Origin of the sequence: Pseudoalteromonas sp. SG44-1, from assembly GCF_014164315.1 — a bacterium.
In the GTDB taxonomy this organism is placed as follows: domain Bacteria; phylum Pseudomonadota; class Gammaproteobacteria; order Enterobacterales; family Alteromonadaceae; genus Pseudoalteromonas; species Pseudoalteromonas rhizosphaerae.
The window spans coordinates 1-21,289 of sequence record NZ_JACJEW010000068.1 but is presented as its reverse complement, the minus strand read 5'-3'; the positions used below and the strand labels follow the sequence as shown (position 1 = coordinate 21,289).

Annotated in this window: 14 protein-coding genes and 1 tRNA gene; 2 read left to right on the top strand and 13 right to left on the bottom strand. The window is 37.8% G+C overall.

Annotation, left to right across the window (positions count from 1 at the left end):
- Positions 1–1,914: 1,914 nt before the first annotated feature.
- The 11 genes from rfaH to H5187_RS20310 all read right to left on the bottom strand — a co-directional run bounded on the left by rfaH (position 1,915) and on the right by H5187_RS20310 (position 14,858).
- Complete coding sequence (gene rfaH, locus H5187_RS20360; RefSeq protein ID WP_182794889.1) at positions 1,915–2,403, bottom strand: transcription/translation regulatory transformer protein RfaH; 489 nt, start codon at positions 2,401–2,403, stop codon at positions 1,915–1,917.
- Positions 2,404–2,713: 310 nt separating this feature from the next.
- On the bottom strand, positions 2,714–3,952 hold the full coding sequence (locus H5187_RS20355; RefSeq protein WP_182719279.1) for a hypothetical protein: 1,239 nt from the start codon (positions 3,950–3,952) through the stop codon (positions 2,714–2,716).
- Between the two features lie 19 nt (positions 3,953–3,971).
- Complete coding sequence (gene wecB, locus H5187_RS20350; protein WP_182719278.1) at positions 3,972–5,099, bottom strand: non-hydrolyzing UDP-N-acetylglucosamine 2-epimerase; 1,128 nt, start codon at positions 5,097–5,099, stop codon at positions 3,972–3,974.
- On the bottom strand, positions 5,096–6,238 hold the full coding sequence (locus tag H5187_RS20345) for a glycosyltransferase family 4 protein (protein WP_182798236.1): 1,143 nt from the start codon (positions 6,236–6,238) through the stop codon (positions 5,096–5,098). Before H5187_RS20345 ends, wecB begins: the two co-directional genes overlap by 4 nt.
- Before the next feature lie 11 nt (positions 6,239–6,249).
- On the bottom strand, positions 6,250–7,353 hold the full coding sequence (locus H5187_RS20340; protein WP_182794892.1) for a hypothetical protein: 1,104 nt from the start codon (positions 7,351–7,353) through the stop codon (positions 6,250–6,252).
- Positions 7,350–8,441, bottom strand: a complete 1,092-nt coding sequence (locus H5187_RS20335) for a glycosyltransferase (RefSeq protein WP_182719275.1) — start codon at positions 8,439–8,441, stop codon at positions 7,350–7,352. Before H5187_RS20335 ends, H5187_RS20340 begins: the two co-directional genes overlap by 4 nt.
- Before the next feature lie 2 nt (positions 8,442–8,443).
- Complete coding sequence (gene wecA, locus H5187_RS20330) at positions 8,444–9,508, bottom strand: UDP-N-acetylglucosamine--undecaprenyl-phosphate N-acetylglucosaminephosphotransferase (protein ID WP_182794893.1); 1,065 nt, start codon at positions 9,506–9,508, stop codon at positions 8,444–8,446.
- Entirely contained in the window at positions 9,505–10,428 is a 924-nt protein-coding gene (locus tag H5187_RS25055; protein WP_182798235.1) for a Wzz/FepE/Etk N-terminal domain-containing protein, read from the bottom strand. The genes wecA and H5187_RS25055 overlap by 4 nt, the downstream gene beginning before the upstream one ends.
- A 9-nt stretch (positions 10,429–10,437) precedes the next feature.
- Positions 10,438–13,107, bottom strand: coding sequence for an SLBB domain-containing protein (locus tag H5187_RS20320; RefSeq protein WP_182798237.1), 2,670 nt, complete (start codon positions 13,105–13,107; stop codon positions 10,438–10,440).
- Between the two features lie 125 nt (positions 13,108–13,232).
- A complete protein-coding gene (locus H5187_RS20315) occupies positions 13,233–14,009 on the bottom strand; it encodes a YdiY family protein (protein WP_149980544.1) in 777 nt (258 codons plus the stop codon).
- 30 nt (positions 14,010–14,039) lie between these two features.
- On the bottom strand, positions 14,040–14,858 hold the full coding sequence (locus tag H5187_RS20310; protein WP_145236563.1) for a mechanosensitive ion channel family protein: 819 nt from the start codon (positions 14,856–14,858) through the stop codon (positions 14,040–14,042).
- Between the two features lie 282 nt (positions 14,859–15,140).
- Between H5187_RS20310 and H5187_RS20305 the strand changes: the two genes are divergently transcribed.
- Positions 15,141–15,216, top strand: a tRNA-His gene (locus tag H5187_RS20305).
- Positions 15,217–15,637: 421 nt separating this feature from the next.
- The gene (locus H5187_RS20295) at positions 15,638–16,105 is read left to right on the top strand and encodes an REP-associated tyrosine transposase (protein WP_182719271.1); all 468 of its coding nucleotides are present in this window, start codon (positions 15,638–15,640) and stop codon (positions 16,103–16,105) included.
- 817 nt (positions 16,106–16,922) lie between these two features.
- Here the strand turns inward: H5187_RS20295 and nagP are convergent.
- Both nagP and H5187_RS20285 read right to left on the bottom strand, forming a co-directional pair.
- Positions 16,923–18,218 (bottom strand): N-acetylglucosamine MFS transporter NagP, encoded by a 1,296-nt coding sequence (gene nagP, locus H5187_RS20290; RefSeq protein WP_182794895.1) that lies wholly within the window; start codon positions 18,216–18,218, stop codon positions 16,923–16,925.
- Positions 18,219–18,473: 255 nt separating this feature from the next.
- On the bottom strand, positions 18,474–21,122 hold the full coding sequence (locus H5187_RS20285) for a family 20 glycosylhydrolase (RefSeq protein ID WP_182798234.1): 2,649 nt from the start codon (positions 21,120–21,122) through the stop codon (positions 18,474–18,476).
- Between the last annotated feature and the right edge of the window lie 167 nt (positions 21,123–21,289).

The window sequence follows — 21,289 nt, the reverse complement described above, 5'->3', positions numbered from 1 at the left end:
CTTTTCGGGCTAAACGGCTCATACGAAAACCATTTTTATCACCAAGCACTGAGTAAACCTTTCGCGGTAGCAAGCTACTCGCCTACAAAACTGTTTTTACCACCGAGAGCGCAGAGATGCTTCGCGGCACCGAGAAAACATTTATGCAACCCTTAGGTTAACTTCTTATTCCTTCCTCTGTAATTTCGGTGTTCTCTGTGGTGAATATTTATTCTTTTCGGGCCAAAGCCGGCTCATATGAAAACCATTTTTATCACCGAGCACTGAGTAAATCTTTCGCGGTGGCAAGCCACTCGCCTACAAAACTGTTTTTACCACCGAGAGCGCAGAGATGCTTCGCAACACCGAGAAAACATTTATGAAACCCTTAGGTTATCTTCTTATTCCTTCCTCTGTGATTTCGGTGTTCTCTGTGGTGAATATTTATTCTTTTCGGGCTAAAGCCGGCTCCTACGAAAACCAATTTTATCACCGAGCACTGAGTAAATCTTTCGCGGTGGCAAGCCACTCGCCTACAAAACTGTTTTTACCACCGAGAGCGCAGAGATGCTTCGCAACACCGAAAAAACATTTATGCAACCCTTAGGTTAACTTCTTATTCCTTCCTCTGTAATTTCGGTGTTCTCTGTGGTGAATATTTATTCTTTTAGGGCCAAAGCCGGCTCCTACGAAAACCAATTTTATCACCGAGCACTGAGTAAATCTTTCGCGGTGGCAAGCCACTCGCCTACAAAACTGTTTTTACCACCGAGAGCACAGAGATACTTCGCAACACCGAGAAAACATTTATGCAACCCTTAGGTTAACTTATTATTCCCTCCTCTGTGATTTCGGTGTTCTCTGTGGTGAATATTTATTCTTTTCGGGCCAAAGCCGGCTCATATGAAAACCATTTTTATCACCGAGCACTGAGTAAATCTTTCGCGGTGGCAAGCTACTCGCCTACAAAACTGCTTTTACCACCGAGAGCGCAGAGATGCTTCGCTGCACCGAGAAAACATTTATGCAACCCTTAGGTTAACTTATTATTCCTTCCTCTGTGATCTCGGTATTCTCTGTGGTGAATATTTATTCTTTTCGGGCTAAACGGCTCATACGAAAACCATTTTTATCACCAAGCACAGAGTAAACCTTTCGCGGTAGCAAGCTACTCGCCTACAAAACTGTTTTTACCACCGAGAGCGCAGAGATGCTTCGCAACACCGAGAAAACATTTATGAAGCCCTTAGGTTAACTTCTTATTCCTTCCTCTGTGATCTCGGTATTCTCTGTGGTGAATATTTATTCTTTTCGGGCTAAACGGCTCATACGAAAACCATTTTTATCACCAAGCACTGAGTAAACCTTTCGCGGTGGCAAGCCACTCGCCTATAAAACTGTTTTTACCACCGAGAGCGCAGAGATACTTCGCAACACCGAGAAAACATTTATGAAACCCTTAGGTTAACTTATTATCCCTTCCTCTGTGATCTCGGTATTCTCTGTGGTGAATCTTTATTCTTTTCGGGCTAAAGCCGGCTCCTACGCAAACCAATTTTATCACCGAGCACTGAGTAAATCTTTCGCGGTGGCAAGCCACTCGCCTACAAAACTGTTTTTACCACCGAGAGCACAGAGATACTTCGCAACACCGAGAAAACATTTATGAAGCCCTTAGGTTAACTTATTATTCCTTCCTCTGTAATTTCGGTGTTCTCTGTGGTGAATCTTTATTCTTTTCGGGCCAAAGCCGGCTCCTACGAAAACCATTTTTATCACCGAGCACTGAGTAAATCTTTCGCGGTGGCAAGCCACTCGCCTGCACGTAATTAAACACCAGAATACAATTTAACACCGTAGGCGTTAAGCTTGCTGACGCGTGTTCATTAGGTCATTGTCACTTCACTAATGCCTTTAACCTTTAACCTTTAACTTTTACCCTACTTTTCTTACGTCGCTGTTATCTACGCTCATTTCTATTTGTTTATTTAGTAGGCTGACTAACAATATGCTGCGCATGTCGCCGTCTGGCTCTTTAAATATTGCTTGTACGTCTTTAAATGAGCCATTATTTAGGCACACTAAATCACCGGGTTGCGGTAAATTATTACTATCTTGGGCTAGCTCGAAATTTTTTAATTCTTTGATAAGTTGTGCAGGTACTAATTGATACGACGCACCATACGACACAAAACCACTAATACCGCGGGTGTTTTTTACCGCAGCAAAGTTGCCGGTGTGGGGATTTAAGCGAACAAATAAATAATTAGGAAACACAGCTAATTGCTTAAAAGTACGACGACCCTTAATTAGCTGTTGTTTTTGTAGCTGAGGAAAAAAAGCTTCAATCCCTTGGTTTTGTAAATTAACTTGGGCACGAGCTTCTTGCCTTGATTTACAAAATAATAAGTACCAACTATCCATATCAATCCCTAAAATAGTGACTTTGCGTCTAAGAACTGCATATTCTTATTTCAGACGCGGGGGATTATACGTGCTACTTTAGGGTGATGTCTATAAAAAAACCGATTAAAACTTTTCAGACTCAACCTCTGTTTTTTATTAATCAGTTGCCTAAACAGTTATGGTCAATATTTTCACTATAGATGGCGGTTTTAGAATTTACTCTACACTAAAAACGTTATTGCTTTAGCACATCAGCACTAAGGCACTTTCAAAAACTAAAAAATTGTTTTTTGAAAGTGCCTAAAACATTTCTGTAAATAACCAACATTCAATCTGAAGTTTGTTGATACTTCTCTAAATAAAACCACAAAATGAGTTGCACTAATAAAAGAAGGGCATAAGCAACATTTAGCGCCAAAGCTATTCCTACACCATTATTTAATGGTATTAGTAAATATGAAAGAGTTAATACCGTTATGGCCCATAAGAAATTTAAAGCAAAACCAAACCATGCTTTATTATTTGCAGGCCAATAACTACCAAAAGCGGCATTAAGAGAATATAGAATAACGCATGGTATCAAGTAGTTAAATATCTCTCCAGCGCTAATAAAGTACTCTTCCCCAGCAAGTTTTAATATCAGGCTTTTGCATATAAACAAAAAAGCTACGACCACGACTGAGAAAATCAGATTAGCAGCCATGATATCCATGACCTTTACATTCCCCCCCTTCTTAGAAAGGGTTGATATGTAATAACCAGACAAGGAACTAGGAATAAAAATAGCCACTAAATAGACCTGATAAACCCAAGAGAAGTAAGCAATTTCCTCTTTAGAGCTGTTAAACTCATTGAGTAAACCTAAGGTGATTGTTATTGCAGGAGCAACCATCATTGCACCAAGGATAGAAGGCGCACTTAAGCTTTTAAAAATTTTAAATATACTTTTATCAATATAAAAAAAGAACCGCCAACTAACCTCTAATTTAGATTTAAAAAACAGCTCATAAGTACCGAATGCATTAAAAAGTAACCTAAATACAGCAACGGCAAGTAAACCACCGATTACTCCATACGCATCGATTAAGTAAATCGCGAGCGGCAAAAATATTACAAAAGTAGCAATTGAGTAGAAAAATAGCGTTTTATATTTTGAGGAACCATAGAGAGCACCTTCATAAACCCCACTAAACCCAATCAATACCATCAAAGCAACAAATAGTATAAAAAAACTATTATCTGATGATATACCAACAAGCTCACTTTTAAGATAAGGCAAGGTCAATAAGAACAACCCCAAAACCAACAAGAAAGTGAAGCTAATGCTTGCACATAACGTTTTGCTTTTGAGGTTTACATCATCAGAATATTTTGAAAAAACTGTGTTTGTAGTAACGGAACAGCCGAACGCTACAAATGTCGCTAAGCTTGATACGATGCTAAGTAAATATGAAAACTCACCAAACTCGCTCCCTGTTAATAATTTTACGGCTATAAAATTTATTAACAATAAGGAGCCGCGCGACACAACCCCATAGCCGACTGAGTAAACTACATTTAAATTCACACTTCACACCATTAGCTTATTAGAGCGTATTTGAACCTGACAGAACATCGCAGATGCGTTGGCATGCTTGGCCATCACCATATGGATTATGAGCACGACTCATTTCTTTATATGCTGCATCGTCAGTTAACAGCTCATTCAATGCGGAAGTAATTTTTGTTACATCAGTACCAACTAATTTTACTGTACCAGCGTCTACTGCTTCTGGGCGCTCTGTGGTATCCCGCATAACAAGTACAGGTTTACCTAAGCTTGGGGCTTCTTCTTGAATACCACCTGAGTCAGTTAAAATTATGTGTGAGCGATTCATTAAGTATACAAATGGCAAGTACTGTTGCGGCTCTATTAAATGTACGTTATCTACATCTTTTAATATACGCTTTACCGGTTCTTGTACGTTTGGATTTAAATGTACTGGGTAAAGTATTTGCGTATCTGGATGAGTTTTAGCTGTTTGCGCTAATGCTTCACAAATACGCTCAAATCCGCCACCAAAGCTTTCTCGGCGATGGCCTGTTACCAAAATAAGTTTTTTACTTTCATCAAGCATTGGAAATTGTGACGCTAATGTATTACTTAGCCCCGCATCACCTTCTATTTGCTGCTTAACCAGTAAAAGTGCATCTATAACCGTATTACCGGTTACAAAAATATTTTCATCTGCATAATTTTCTTTTAGAAGGTTCGCTTTTGAGGTGTCGGTTGGCGCAAAATGAAATTTTGTTAATGCACCTGTTAATTTACGATTACCTTCTTCAGGCCATGGTGAATAAATATTACCGGTACGTAAACCCGCTTCAACGTGACCAACTGCAATTTGCTCATAATATGCCGCTAAACTCGCTGCAAATGTTGTGGCTGTGTCGCCATGAACAAGTACAACATCTGGTTTAAATTCTTTAAGAACTGGCGTCAGTTCTTGTAAAATACGACTTGTTACTTCTGGCAGTGTTTGCCCTGCTTTCATTAAATTTAAGTCGTATTCTGGGGTGATTTTAAAAAGCTCAAGTACTTGATCTAGCATTTCACGGTGCTGTGCCGTTACACATACTTTAGCTTCAAAGCGGCTATCATTAGCCAATGCATGAACAAGAGGTGCCATTTTAATGGCTTCTGGGCGAGTACCAAATACTGTTAATACTTTCACTTTTGAATCACTTTTTTAATTAATGGATTAAAAATCTCATTTACATTTAAACCCAATTTATCTGCATATAACTGACAAACCTTTTTAGTTCGATCATTTATATCAAAATCAGATTCGATTTTATTCCGCGCGTTTGTTGCAAGACGATCAGCGAAATCAGGATCATCTAATAGCTTTTCAAGACATTTAACTAGACCGTCAACATCTTTGGGCTCAAATAAAAGCCCATCAAACTGATCTTTTACTAGGTGGTTATTCCCTTGAATATTTGAAACCACACATGGCAACTTTGTTGACTGTGCTTCAAGGATCGCTAAGGGCATTCCTTCCCATAATGAAGGTAATACAAATACATCAAACTCACGCAACTGCTCGGCAATGTCATCCTTCCAACCAAGCAACCTTATATGCTGTTCAGCTTTCGCTTCATTGATTATTTCTTTCAATGAAACCTCTAGCTCACCACCACCTATAAATCTAATTTCAAAATCACTTCGACGAGAGAATAGTTTAACTCCAGCCTTAGCCAAGGTAATTGGATCTTTTTGCGGCCATAAGCGACCCACCATACCAATAACTTTTTTATTATTTTGGGCATTGCCAGCTGCAGGATAAAACTTATCCGTGTTAACCCCGTTAGCGATAACACACACGTTAGATTCTTTAGTTTTTAATTGATTAACTGCTATATCTTTATCATCTTGATGTAAGCAAATTACCTTATCACTAAACTTACTTCCCACATACTCCATTATAAAGTAGAGAGACTTTGCAAATTTGCTCTGCGCTGCTGGGAATGAAAAACCATGTACAGTATGAACTACCATTGGTACACCAGCTAACTTTGCAGCAATACGCCCCAATACACCTGTTTTCGATGAATGGGTGTGCACTACATCGAACTTTTCTTGTCTGCATAATCGATATAATCTATAAAACGCTTTCAAGTCATTAATTAAGCTAATTTCACGAACTAACGAGTCTATAAAAATTGACTTAATACCAGCGCTCTCTGCATACTTAGTTAGCTCACCGCTTTCTTTGTAAATTAAATACCTGTCAACACTTTGATTGTCCAAACGAATCAACTCTTCAAAACTAACTCGCTGAACACCAGTCATTAGTGGTAATAATTGCACATGAGCAATCTTCATTTAATTTCTCCGTCAACATTGGGAGGCTTTGTTACCCAATGATACATAAATATAAGTAAAGGAACTAAAAAAGGGTAAAAATTTTGCCTATAACGTATTGCTGAGCCTGGATTAAATATTCCAAATGGGTAATGAACAAGCAGTAACCAAAATAAGCTAAAAAATAGAACTCCAAATGCAATAAAGTTGAATTTATAAGATAACAGTCTATAAATTTGTCCAAGGTACAAAAATGAAAAGACGAGCATTATAACAAGGCTTTCAAGGAAAAACACAGCCCATACAGGCCTAGCAATAGTTTCATTTATTGTAGGCCCCCAGAAGCTAATAAACATTCCATATAACATACCTCTAAAAAAGTCCCCTTCGTTCACAAAGTAAATATTTTCTCTAGTCGATTTTGCATTTTCAGGATCAAAATGAGAATACATATTGAGTGTAACTAGATCGATATACTCACTAACTGAAACAAGCAACATGAATTGCACTGTAAACATACACAAGAACAGTAGTATAGAAAGGTATGCATTTAGCCTAAACTTAATCAACAGGTATAAATAAACAACTACACTAATAATGGCAACAAAATACTGAGGTTTGAAAATCAATAAAAGATAACAAAAAAATAAAAATGAAATTTTGCTTATTTCATCCCTTTTATCGATCATATTAATTATTATGACTGCAAAGTAACTCATAAACAAAACTGCAACAGCTTCTTTTGAATGTATTGATGTCCAAATCAAATATGATGGCATTACGTTTAAAAGAATAAATAAATACAACAACCATTTATTATTAAAGACACTTCTCTTTTTTAGCGCATTAAAAGATACTGCAACCCCAATAAAGCTTAAAATCATAGCAGGCAAATGGTACAGTGGCGGCTGAAGGTATTTGACAATAGCTCCGCTAAACTCCATCAATGCCGTTGATGAATAGAGTAAAGATGAACCAAAGGTAATTGTTGATTCTAAATATCTATGACTATCACCTAATTGAGAAACTTTTGAATAGCCAAACTCTGCTACAAAAATAAATAAAAATTTAATTATAAACAGATAAAAAAGCACCGCATTTTGTTTATAAGATATTTTCATTTTTTAATTAAGGCAAGGTAAGTAGGTTTTAAGTATTCATCAAAATAATTTAAATAACGGTTTTTCCAACATTCGCCAGCGTTCTCACCTAACTTTTGAATACTTTCACTGGTTGCATCATGTTCCAACCAGTTTAGTAATTCATTTAAATCATTAAATGAGTCTCCGATAACCCAACCGCTGTTATTTAATTCAACTTTCTCACCTGGAGGTGTACCTTTTGAGGTGATTAGTGGCCTAGATAAAAATAGGTGCTCATAATACTTGTTTGGTGAAGCATAAATATGGTTTGGATTCGATAAGTAGTACAAACCTAATAATATGTCACAGCTAGACATGATCTCTATTGCTTTTTTGTGATCGACAGAACCATAGAAAAAAACATTATCATTTTTAGTTTCTTTAAATAGTTGTTCACACCCTCCAAAACCGGCTATATGGAGCTCTAAACCTCTTCCCTCAATAGCTTTGAGAATATTTTCTAATCCGCGACAGTGCGATTCTAGTACACCTACGTAGCAAATTTTTAGAGGCTTTTTTGCTGCAGGCTTTTCATTACACAAAAATTGACTATTTGGAACATTCTCAATTATGTGAACATTATTTTTAGATGAAAAATCATGCTGTTGTACTCTTTTATCATCAACTAATATAATATTATTTGCGTACTTTGCAACTATAGATTCTAATTTACAAGATGCCAAGCGAGTAAAACCATTCAGATTTCGTGAATCGGCAAAATGATCATACACTTCATATATATACTCTGATCTAAAAAACAATTTAGCTAGCATAGCCATGATACTTGTATCTAAATCGACAGCATGAATTATAGTAATTTCCTTTCGGTTATTACGTATATAATTTAATATAAATTTAAACCATCCTAAGTAGCCAAGGAGGCTTTTTAACTTAGCGCCATAGGTAGCTTTTTTTGTATAAAAAGTTGTATTTTTTTGCTTTTCAGGAACGCGATTACGAGGCCAATAGAGAACATGATATTTAATGTTCTCTTGTTCAAGTAAAGAAATATATTTGTTAATTCTTGAATCGAATTTAATGTCAGCCGATCTAAGCAATAAAATCATTTTTACCTACAGCACTTATCTAAAAGCAATTTCAAGTTTTTTGTATACACCCAGGCATGCTGAATAAAGTGACAATAAAATAGAAAAAAACCACAAAATATTAATAGTGAAAACCACTCTGGTGCTAAAAAATATTCGAAACTTAAACCAAGTAACATGAATAACGTGCCAAAGGTCACAAGCACTAATAATGCCTGTCTATCACTAAAGCCTAAACGCATAAATATATGGTGTATATGATCTCTATCTGCTTTGAAGGGTGATTCTTTCTTTTTCACTCTACGATACATAATTGCAATCATATCCATCAATGGCAGCGCAAGTAAATATAAAGCCGTCACAGGCCTGAAAAGTGACTCACCGTTATCCCCTGGCTTTAACGATAATACTATTAGCCAAGTAATTAAAAAGCCAACAAGCATAGAGCCTGCATCGCCCATAAACACTTTATTTTTAAGCAACTTGAAGGGATTAATATTAAAAAATAAATATACTGAAAGCGCTACGATCATTGCTAAGCAAATTGTAAAAATAGTTGAGTGTGAGTTTATATATGCAAGTATTGCAATCCCACTTAATGACACTATTGAAGAAGCACCAACTAACCCATCAATACCATCCAACATATTGAACGCATTAATTGCAGCAACAACCGCAATGATTGTAAATAAAATACCAAATATACCCATTGAAATATTACCAAGACCTAATATATCACCTAGATGCGATATATAGTGGTCTTGATAAAATATTAAACTAACCGTAAATATAGACTGAAAAAACAATCTAACAGTAACACTCAAATCATACTTATCATCGAGTGCACCTAATAATACAATTCCCATTGCGACTATAAATAGTGATATCAGCTCACTGGTTACTGGTCCTACAATAAGCAAACTTGCAAAAGCACCGAAAAACACACAAATACCACCTATTAATGGCACCATGCCATCATGAAGCTTTCTTTCATTGGGCTTATCCAATAAACCAATGTTCACAGATACTTTTTTCATAATAATTAATGAAAAAAGTGTTACTAATGATGAATAAATGATAATACTCAATTTTTTGTCCTTGCAAACATTTTATATGAGTGAAAAAGAAAACCAAATAACATACCAATAAACATACCTATAATAACGATAAGAACACGCTTAGGTGAACTCGGCTTTTCAACCACTATAGGTGGATCTAATGTTTTTAAAACATATTCATCTCTTGCATTAGCTAACATTTTCTTTTGTAGTTGTTGCTCTATTAAATTATAAATAGCGCCTTTAACTTGACTGATATTGGTACTTTCAATTGATTTTTCTAAAAACTGAATATTTTTATTCGCTTCGCTTATATCGCGCATCTTCATTTGACTATTGAGCTCTGCGATCAGATTTACTAGCATTTCTTGAGCAACAATAGGCGAATAATGATTTATTGAAACTGTAATAAATCCGGTTGTTTTTTCAGTTGAAATTCTTAACGTATTTTTTTTAAAATATTTGAAAATCTCTTGTAACGAAGGCTCTTTTGAAGAACCGTCGTCATTCTTAACCCATTTTGATTCAACAGCTAAATAGTCTGAGTCAAATATAGGTGTGTTATCTTTTTTATTCCAGCCTGTATGAGCCATTAACTCATCAGCATAAGAAAACTTCTTTATATAATTTGATATAAATTGATAGCTTCTTAAAATTTCTAGGCCTTCATTTACTTGTCCAGACCCTGATTCATTTAAATTAATACCGGCTAAAGATGCGACACCACCTAATTGAGATGACAATCCATCTAACAAACCACTATTTTTACTTTCGTTAGGCGCTAGTATTGTTGATGATGTATAAATATCAGCACGTGTAAAAGCAAATAATACAGCAATTAATGCAAATACAACTCCTGAAATAAAAATACTCCACTTGCCTTTGCGTATAAAATTAAATACATCTCTAAGGTCTATTTCCTGCTCTTCGAGCTTATATTTTTCTTTCACTATAGTTGCCTATATACTACTAATCGCAGCGACTGCTACACCAAGTTGATAAACGATCTGTGTAACGGTACTCCACAGCGTGAGATTGTCCATATAATTTGAGTTAAGCGGCACTACTATTGTGTCACCAGCTTCAATCAGCTGAGAATCATTAACAGCAAACCAACTACCACTATCAGGAATTTTAACTGAACCGTTTGCTTTAATAATGTAAATCCGTTCATCATCCGCACGCTCTTTTAAACCACCACTTAGGGCTATGTAATCTTCAAAGCTGGTTCCTGCTTTGTATAAATGTGAGGTTGCGTAATTTACTTCACCGATGACGCTGATAGAGTCGCGTTTACTTGGCACATATAAAGTGTCACCATCTTGCAGCACTAAGCGTTGTTTGTCCTCGACGATTAAAGGTAAATCAATAACTAATCGACCAACCGCTTCTACATTAGCTAAGTCATTAAGTAACTTATTCATCTCATCATACGAAAGTGAATTACTACCGACCGAATTTTCAAAACTCTTCTGCGCTATATCTCTGCGTAATTCTTCAGATAACTTAGCGAGTTGCTGTTGCTCTTGTTTACGAATTGATTCTCGAGTGAAAATAGCTGCTTTTTCTTCGGCAAACTCTGAAAAACCACCAGCGCGCTCTAGTAAGTTAGTTAATGTTTCACCACGACGAATTGTATACGACCCAGGAAATTTAACTTCACCTTTTAGCTCAACTTTTACATTTTCTTGCCAGTTAGGGATTGAGAATACATTTAAACTGTCTTTACTACGAAGAATGCGATTATCATCAGACTCTCCAAGTATAGCTTTATGCAAATTAAACTTAATATGCTCTACTTTTGATGCATCACCAGCTAATATACGGGTAATTTCAGCTTGCTCTGTATAAGCAGATTCAAGTAGACCACCTGCTGCAATAATAAGATCATTGACCTCACTACCTATCGTTAATGGATAAATTCCTGGATAAGTAACATGACCATTGATCTCTACCAGTTGCATTGCTTGTCTAACATTTGCTTGCAGTTTTAACTTTGCGATAACCGGCTTTAGTAAGTTATTACGACTAAACAGAGCATAATCTTCAGGCTTTAGTTTTTGCTCTTCTTCTTCAGCTTTGCGTTTTGAGATTTCAGCAATAGTTAAGTTTGAAGTATCCTTTAGTTGTAATTCCATATCATCTGTAGCAACACCAATGTATTTTTCAAACTCTTTCTTTTGGTATTTATGCCATTGCTGAACTTTCACCTGCTGCGCTTGCTGTTCTTCGGTGAGGGCCATATTTTTTAAAGCTAACTCTTCAGCTTCTTTTTCTTCGTAACGACTAAAAACTAATAGTTTATCGTTTGCTTTTAACTCAAAGTCATGTGCAGTTGCTTTTATAATAGCTTGCGCTATGTCGAATTGACGCACTTCAATATCACCTGAAATATTAATTTCACGCACTAATAAAGCGTAACTAAGGTCAGCTTGTGGTAACAAATCGCCACGAACAGACGTTAATACATCCGAAATATGCTTGCCTTGATACCATTGATAATTACCTGGTCGTGCAACAGCACCAATTACACTAATTGAGTTTTGATACTGCAAGCTTACAGGATTAAAGCGAATTCTATCTCCATCACGTGGGATATACGCAATATCTTTGCCGCTAAAGTCTACTGATAAAATTTCTTTAGCATTGTAATTATTAAAACGCTCTACAATTGCTTTTTGTGCATACGCTCCAGGCTTCAAGCCACCGGCCATTTTTAATACGTCTTGGGCATTTTCATTATTCTTCAATTCAAATATAGCTGGGCGCTTCACTAACCCTTCAACGGCTACTTGTGAACCAACTGGTGGAATAAATACTACATCCCCTGGCTTTAAGATGATGTCGTTGCGGCTATCACCTTTTATAAGTAGATCATAAAGATCAAAGTTTGCAACAACTTTACCAGCACGTTTAACTTGAATGTTACGCAAAGATGCAATTTCAGATACACCGCCGCTAATAAACAAAGCATGTGACACTGTGGTCAACGACGATACGCTATAACTACCCGGCTTATGTGCTTCACCCAATACTAAGATACGCATGCTGCGTAATTTTCCTAGCGATACAAACGCTTTTACACCTATAACTTCTTGTGCAACTTTGGCTTTGATAAGTTCTTTTATTTCGCCGAATGTAAGTCCAGCAACTTCAACAGGGCTTAAATTAGGGATATTAATTCGGCCTTCGCGATCCACATTAACTTCATAGCTTTCACTTTCCTTGCCATAAAAATTAATTTTTAATTGATCACCACGGCCAATTAGATATGTTTCTGGTACTGCCGCATTTTCACTTGGCATAAATGTAGTTGGCTCGCCAGAAAATAACTCGTAGCCAAATGGTTTTATTTCGTCTAATTGTGGCTTAAAGCGCTCTTCGTCTGTTAACTCAGGCTCTTCTTGTAATTGGCGAGGCTGAATTGTAGGCTCATCCTCTTTTATTGAGCTTGATGATGATTTACCGGTAATTGTGGATAGATCGACACCATACTGCTTTGCCAGAGCCTCTTGCTGGGCTTTTGGCAGCTTTTTAAATTGTTCAATCTGCGCTGCACTCGGTGTAAATGCAAATGCAGATGCTGTTGTTAACAGTAAAAAAGTTATTAAAAATCGTTTAAAAAGCATCACAAGTAGGTTTATCCCAAGAACTACAGCCAAAAGATTGTCTATTCTACATTATTTCACTACAAATAAAAAAGGGACTTTCGTCCCTTTATTTCACTTAAATGTCACTAAATAGAGCTAAACTGTTAAAAACTGTAAACCAGTGTCAGCGACGTTTCTGTGTCTGTACTTTCTTTATCATCAGCAACATCTGAGTTGTTGGTGATGTTATAAGCAACTTTCATTTGTAATGAGCCATTTATCTTAGCTAAAAGTGCAGTTTCTGAACGTGTTTTAGTGTTAGTATCACCGTATTCAACTGCAACTAACTGAGTAAACTTAGCGTTGTCAGATATCTGCCAATTATAATCAAGCTTACCTAAAGCAATAACTTCACCTTCACGCTCACCAGCTAAAGAGTTGCCATTTTCATCTACTTCACTACTTGTATCAGGGTATTGAAAATATTTATAACCAGGACCAATTTCAGCATTTAGCCACATGTCAGAACGATCTAACAAGCGTTGACCATAACCAGCTGAGATAACCGACTCACTGCGATAAGCGCCAAAGTAATCTGAAACATGTGAACCATAGATATATAAATGAGCATGATCTTCATTTAATTTATAGTTACCTTGTGCTGATAACGAATATTTTTCGTTAGTACGCTGCTTTTCTTTTATACCCGCTTCATTTTCAACGTTGTCTTCTTTATAAAGACCGTTAATTTTATATTCGTTATTCCAGCTTTCTAAGTTATGTAATGCCTTGATGCCACCCTTAAGAGTGGTTGTTTCAGTATTACCGCTAGTTATGATTGCACCTAGCTCACTGGTAACTTCCCATGTTCTAGCGTCTTCTGCGAATGCGTTAGTTGTAGCTGATACTGCAACTAAAATTGATAAAAGCTTTAATTTCATTAAAAATAACCTTTGTTACTTGTATATTGATTAATCTTGCTTGTGCAAATGAACATCCATTTGCGGAAACGGAATAGTGATATCCGCATCATCTAATGCGATTTTAATGTTCTCAATTAAAGACCAATAAGTTGGCCAGTAATCGCCTGAGTTAACCCACGGACGCACAATGAAATTTACGCTTGAATCTGCTAGTTCAGACACTGATACGTTATAAGCTGGATCTTTAAGAATGCGTGACTCTTGATCTAGTACTGATTTAAGTACTTCTTTTGCTTTGCGTAAGTCTGCATCGTAACCAACACCAATAACTAGATCGATACGGCGAGTTGATTCGCGCGAGTAATTAATAATTGAGTCAGACATAATTTTAGAGTTTGGCATGATGATAACTTTGTTATCTGGTGTGCGTAGTTCAGTAGAGAAAATTTCGATTTTTTTCACTGTACCAGCTTTACCGCCAGCTTCGACATAATCACCCGATTTGAAAGGACGAAGTAATATAATAAGTACGCCAGATGCGAAGTTAGATAATGAACCCTGCAGTGCTAAGCCAACTGCTAAGCCTGCAGCACCTAAAATAGCGATAAATGAAGTGGTTTCTATGCCTATTTGTGACAACGCCATTAAGATTGTTGCCATAAATACGATGGCATAAACAATGCTTGATACGAACGAACCTACAGCTTTATCTACTTTCTTTTTATCGAATGCTTTTTCAGTTAGGTTAGAGCAAAATTTTGCAACACGACCGCCCAGTAAAAAGATCACCAATGCAATTACAGCTTGAATGCCATAATGCAAAATCAAACCTGAGTTTTCGTTTATCCAGTTAAGTATTGTATCCATTATCACTCCTGATATTCAGTATTAAGCAGTTTGCTGGTTAAATTATATCTGATTTCAATTTATTATTTAATTAATTAATCTATTTATCTTTAAAAGAACGTCTTTAGGGTTAATTTTTATTTTACCCAACCAGATAAAAAACGATTTAAACATTCATTCTCTGGCTGCTTTATGAACAAAAATATTCAATTTTAAATTTTTTTCACTTTTTTTGCTCTTAACCCTTCACAAGATTTATTATTTTATGTATTATCCGCGCCACACCAAACAAGGTGTGTTGTGGCGGTTGTAGCTCAGTTGGTAGAGCCCCGGATTGTGATTCCGGTTGTCGCGGGTTCAAGCCCCGTCAATCGCCCCATCTTTTCCCTTCTTATCTCAATATCAAATACGTTCTTAAAATTCCATTTTATTTATTAATTAATATTAAGCACAAACCAAAAATAATGGCTGAAGCCTGTTCCTACAAGAAATATACACATGCATTACTCGTATGAGAGCGCTTTAGCGCCGATTGGTTGTTGCATATAACCTAAGCCTAAACACAATCACGGCTGAAGCCTGTTCCTACAAGCAACATACAATACACACACATGACCTCGTAGGAGAGCACTTTAGCGCCGATTGGTTGTTGCATATAACCTAAGCCTAAACACAATCACGGCTGAAGCCTGTTCCTACAAGAAATATACACATGCACCATCCGGTAGGAGAGCGCTTTAGCGCCGATTTCATAATTTAATCTATACTTCATTAAACCGTTTTATATTTAAAGGATTAAAATGAAACTTCGGTCACAGCAGCTACGTCAACATCGTCACTCTATTATTAACCACTATTATTCTGTGACCACATGTACACATCAACGAGTTAAATTATTTGAGGATTTTTGTAATGCGCGAATTCTAATACGCTCACTAAAACAATCTGATTTAAATGGCTTAACTAAAACAATTTGCTTTGTAATAATGCCTGATCATATGCATTGGTTATTGCAGCTGAAAACACAAGATTCGCTATCTTCGGTGGTGGCTAAAGTGAAAGGGCGTACATCATTTCTCATGCAAAAAGCTAAAAATGAGCAAATTTGGCAAGCTGGTTTCTACGATTCATTAATTCGAGATGAAGAACATTTATTACATCAAGCAAGATACATAGCTGCCAACCCAATGAGAGCCGGTATTGTTGACAACCTTGGAAGTTATCCCCATTGGGATTGTATTTATTTAACCCCCTCTGAACATGACTAACATAATCACGGCTAAAGCCTGTTACTACAAGAAATATACACATGCACCATCCGGTAGGAGAGCGCTTTAGCGCCGATTGGTTGTTGCATATTATCTAAGCCTAAACACAATCACGGCTGAAGCCTGTTCCTACAAGGAACATACAATACACGCACATGACCTCGTAGGAGAGCGCTTTAGCGCCGATTGGTTGTTGCATATAACCTAAGCCTAAACACAATCACGGCTGAAGCCAGTTCCCACAATAAATACACGCATGCATTATCCCATAGGAGAGCACTTTAACGCCGATTGGCTTTTGCATATAGCCTAGGCCTAAGCAAAATCACGGCTGAAACCTGTTCCTACAAGAAATATACACATGCATTATCCCGTAGGAGAGCGCTTTAGCGCCGATTGGTTGTTGCGTATAACCTAAGCCTAAGCACAATCACGGCTGAAGCATGTTCCTACAAGAAACATACACATGCATTATCCCGTAGCAGAGCGCTTTAGCGCCGATTGGTTGTTGCATATAACCTAAGCCTAAACACAATCACGGCTGAAACCAGTTCCCACAAGAAATACACACATGCACCATCCGGTAGGAGAGCGCTTTAGCGCCGATTAGCGTACCCTCGCTAACTTTACTCTCGCCAGCTCGCAAGCTGCTTTCTTGCAGACAAAAAAATGCCACCTTTCGGTGGCATTACACACGGGATTATTTCTACATTATAGAAATTATTTTCAAAAATTAGGTTCTAGGTTCTAGGTTCTAGGTTCTAGGTTCTAGGTTCTACAAAGCTAAACTTTTACCTTGAACCTTTCAACTTTAATCTTACTTCCAGCTTTTCATCTTGTGCCCTTTTACAGCATAGAAAAGAATGAATAAATAACAAGGTAACATTACGATATAAGCGCCCTGCTGGGCCGCGGCAGAATCCACACCACCACTTGCTAGACCCCAAAATAGAGGACCAAATGCCCCACCGGCGATGCCCATTACAAGCAGGCCAGAACCAACACTGGTTAATTTACCTAACCCAGACAACGCTAACGGCCATACCGCAGGCCATACAATAGCATTAGCAAATCCTAACACAGCTATCATCAATAGTGTATCTGGTAATTGCACTTCTAAACCAAGCGCTGTTGCGATCACAACTGAACTAGTATCGCTAAATACCACGGCAAGTGTTAATACACAGCCTAAAATTGCAGACACACTTAGCGCTGCTTGCTGCGAAATAACACGCGGAATAAGCACAATACCAACTATATAACCTAACACCATGCAGCTCATTGTATAAGAGGTCATGACACTATATTTTTCAATACCTAGCGACAATGCAAAAGTACCAATGGTATCGCCTGCAATCACCTCCACGGCTACATAAACGAATAATGCAACCACACCTAATGCTAGGCTTGGGTGAGAAAGTGCTTCTTTTACTTGTCCTTTAGCACCTAGCTCCTCATCATCAATAAGCTCTGGTAATGGCATTTTTGTCACTGCAAATGCCAATGCACCAATAAATAGCGCTAACCCTAAATAAGGATAAATTAAACTATTTGCCATTGAATCAATTTCAGCTTGTGATAAATCTTTACCAACAAGGCCGGTGAAATCACTTAGAATTAATGCTGTAAATACGATTGGCGCAATCACGCCAGCGCCTTTATTCAATATCCCCATGATGCTGACACGTGCTGCGGCCGATTCCTCAGGCCCAATCCGAACAACATACGGGTTAACTGCAGTTTGCAACAAGGTTTGCCCTGCCCCCATAACCAACTGCGCAAATAAAAACAGCACAAACACTTGAGTTTTTGCAGCTGGAATAAATAATAAACCTGCCACCATCATGGTTGCCATACCGAGTGCCATACCATTTTTATAACCGACTTTACGAATGATCATCGCCGACGGTACAGCAGTAAACGTCACCGCTATATAAAACGAGAATAAAATCAGTGAGGCTTGAAATGGACTCAGCTGTAATACTTGTTTTAAGTATGGCATTAGTGAACCATTTAACCAGGTTGCAAAACCTAGGATAAAAAATAAAGTGGCAACAATGGCCATGGGTATAAAATTACTTTGTTTATTTATTTTTGACACTGTGGCTTCCATAAAACTTCTTCTTGTTGCGAGCTATCGTTATAATTATTTATTGCAATTAAGTTCAAAAAACTTAAATCGACGATTAGCGTTGCTGTATTTTATAACACCTTGGCGACATTTAAATGACAATGTAGAAACAAAAATGACAGCGCTGCCATAAAACTTTACGTTAATTACCGCCATATTACTAGTAACAATTTATTTTACAACGACACAAAAAAGGGCCTTTATGGCCCTTTCAAAACGTAATTAGTTACTAATATATTAATTTATATGAGTAATTCTGCTTTTTAGTTTGCTATCTAAGCTACTACGTAATGCTACAGACTGCTGTTCAGAAACACTGATCGGAGCTGTATATTGCTGCCAACTCGCGCCATTATCTAAACTATACTCGGTATTTAAATATGTAAATGGCGTATTAACCTCAAGCTGACCATTGTTAATCACGCCACCGGGTACCGGCAAATGTAAAGTTATGCCTGCATTGGCCAATTTATTAAGCTCTTTCAAACCAACTGCAGCAGAGAATTGTGCCCAGTCTTTTTCTTGGCTTTTACGATCAACCTGCTCGCCTTCCCATGGTGCTTTATGCCATGCACGCTCAGCAACAGACAGAATACGCGGGAATATCATTGCCAATACTTGATCTTCGGTTCGAATAGTTTCAGACCAAACTTGTCCTTGCATACCTAAGATGTTTTCTGGCTTTTCTAATTTTGGTAGTGGACGACCAACTAAAGCTTCAAGGTTATCTATCGGCTCCCGTGTTCGGGTGTAATCTGCATTTGCATACACATCGTCTGGCATATAATTAAATGCTTTTTTAGTATCGGTATAGCGAGTTGCCCAATAATACCCACGTTCTTCTGGGTGAGCTTCATAAGGATGGTCAAAGTATAAGTGTGTACCATGCGATAGAATCACTTGGTAGCCAGCATTGGCAAGGCGATAAGCTCTGTCTGCAACACCCCACTCCCAAATATTGTCCCAGACGTTTGCTGTAAAGGTTTTGTTTGGAAACTCGTCGCGCTTAAATGGGTTTGTTTGGTCATACATTAAACCATCTTCCCATGCGCCAGGCGAAATCCCGCGTTTTTCAAGTAACTTGGCCACACGTTGTGTAAAGTAAGGTTTAAGATCTGCGGCACCGGCAACACCATTATTTGGATCGGCAAACATTGCTTGGCATATTGGCGAGCCAACCCATGAACCGGCCCCTACTTCATCACCACCAAAGTGCAAGTTAGTCAATTGCACACCGGCTTCGCGGTACATTTGTTGTAATTCGTAAGTAACCTTATCTAAAAAAGCGTAGGTTGAATCCATACATACGTTCATCGAGTTATCTTTGTAGTTTTGCACCGTCATATAAACCGAGGTATCTTTTGGATCACTCAATAAATACTGGGTTGCAGCACTGATATCGACTTGCTGAATCTCTTTCCCCGCATTCTTTTTATTAACAAGCTTATTTTTGGCTACTCGTTGCGCCTCATCGGCAAGCTTATGATAACGTGCTTCCATTGCTTTAATTGATGCGCGAGCATGCCCCGGCCCTTCAATTTCTGGAATGATTTGAATATGGCGGTCTTTAGCAAACTTTAATAATTCAACAAACTCACTACGAGTTAAGTAACCGTTACCTGAGCCGGATTTAAATGGTCCGGTGCCTAACTGGGTTAATAAACATTCTCTTTCTTCAAGGTCAAAACAGCGATAACCACCAATATCAGTTAACTCTGGTAATCCTGGAATTTCTAAGCGCCAACCTTCATCTTCGGAAAAGTGCCAATGTAGTTTATTCATTTTATAACGCGCCATTTGCTCAACCAATTTGAACATAGCGTCTTTACCGTGATAATTACGGCCATTATCATAGTGCATGCCACGCCAGGTATAACGAGGGCTGTCTTCAATCTCAAGTTGTGGAATGTCTACAGTCCCTTGGCTATTTGCCGGGAGTAGATTAAGTAAGCTCTGCATGGCAAAGAATACACCGGCATTATCACTACCAACAATTTCAATGCGATCGTCATCTATTTCAAGAGTGTAACTTTCTGATTTACCATCGGCCAACTGTGGATTTACTTTTAAGCTGATCAGTTTTTCTTTTGCTAGTTTGATGTGATCTGGCTGGGCTTTTAAGGTCAGGCCATAGTCATCTTGCAAATCTTGCATAAACACCATGACTTCGTTCTTTAACTGACCTTGGAAAGTGATCTGCCAGCTGCTATCAAGTGTCGCAGTGCCGCGATTAAACTCTACTTTTTGTGGCTTTGGAATGATCCGCTTTAATGCGTCTTGTTGCGATACTTGACTTGTCGTTTGTTGATTACGCTCAAAACGCACTTGTGGGGTGACTAATACCGTTAAATCTTTTGGCTCATTATAACGGCGCAGTTGATTTTCACGCTCAAACGGTGCAACAAACTGGGTCATATCTTCACTGTCAGTATTTGCAAAAATAGCCGGTTTATTATCACCAGAGACAAAAAAAGCACGTGGCATAAAGTCAGAATAAGCAACCACCCAAACTTGAGCGTCAAACTCAAGTACTAAGCTTTTGCCTGAAGCTAACCCTGTAAAGTTTTTAGTTGGGGTAATGCGGTGTAAATCGCCATTTACGTGTTCAATATTTAAACCCGCAACTAGCTCAGTACTGATCTTACGAACTGAGTGAATATACAACTGCCAGTCACTTTCACCTGCAGGAAGTGCAACATCAGATTGGTTGTTTAGTGTAATAGTTCCTAAAAAACCAGCGGCTTTATTATGAAAGTTATCAACCACAGCAAATGTCAGGGTGGTTTCTTTGGCAAAGTTATTCACATCATTTTGCGAAAACTGCGCCTGCGCCATTAATGGCATTATCGTGATCAAACTTGCTAAAGTTCGCTTTTTAAAATCCATTGCTCTCTCCTCGTTGTATACCCTAAGACTACGCATTTCCCCCCACGTAATCTGTTATTTATTATTATTCATTCACCTCCATCATATAAAAGATAAAATGACAGCGCTATCATTAATTGAAAGAATAGGGAATAAGCGGTAAGCGGTAAGCGGTAAGCGGTAAGCGG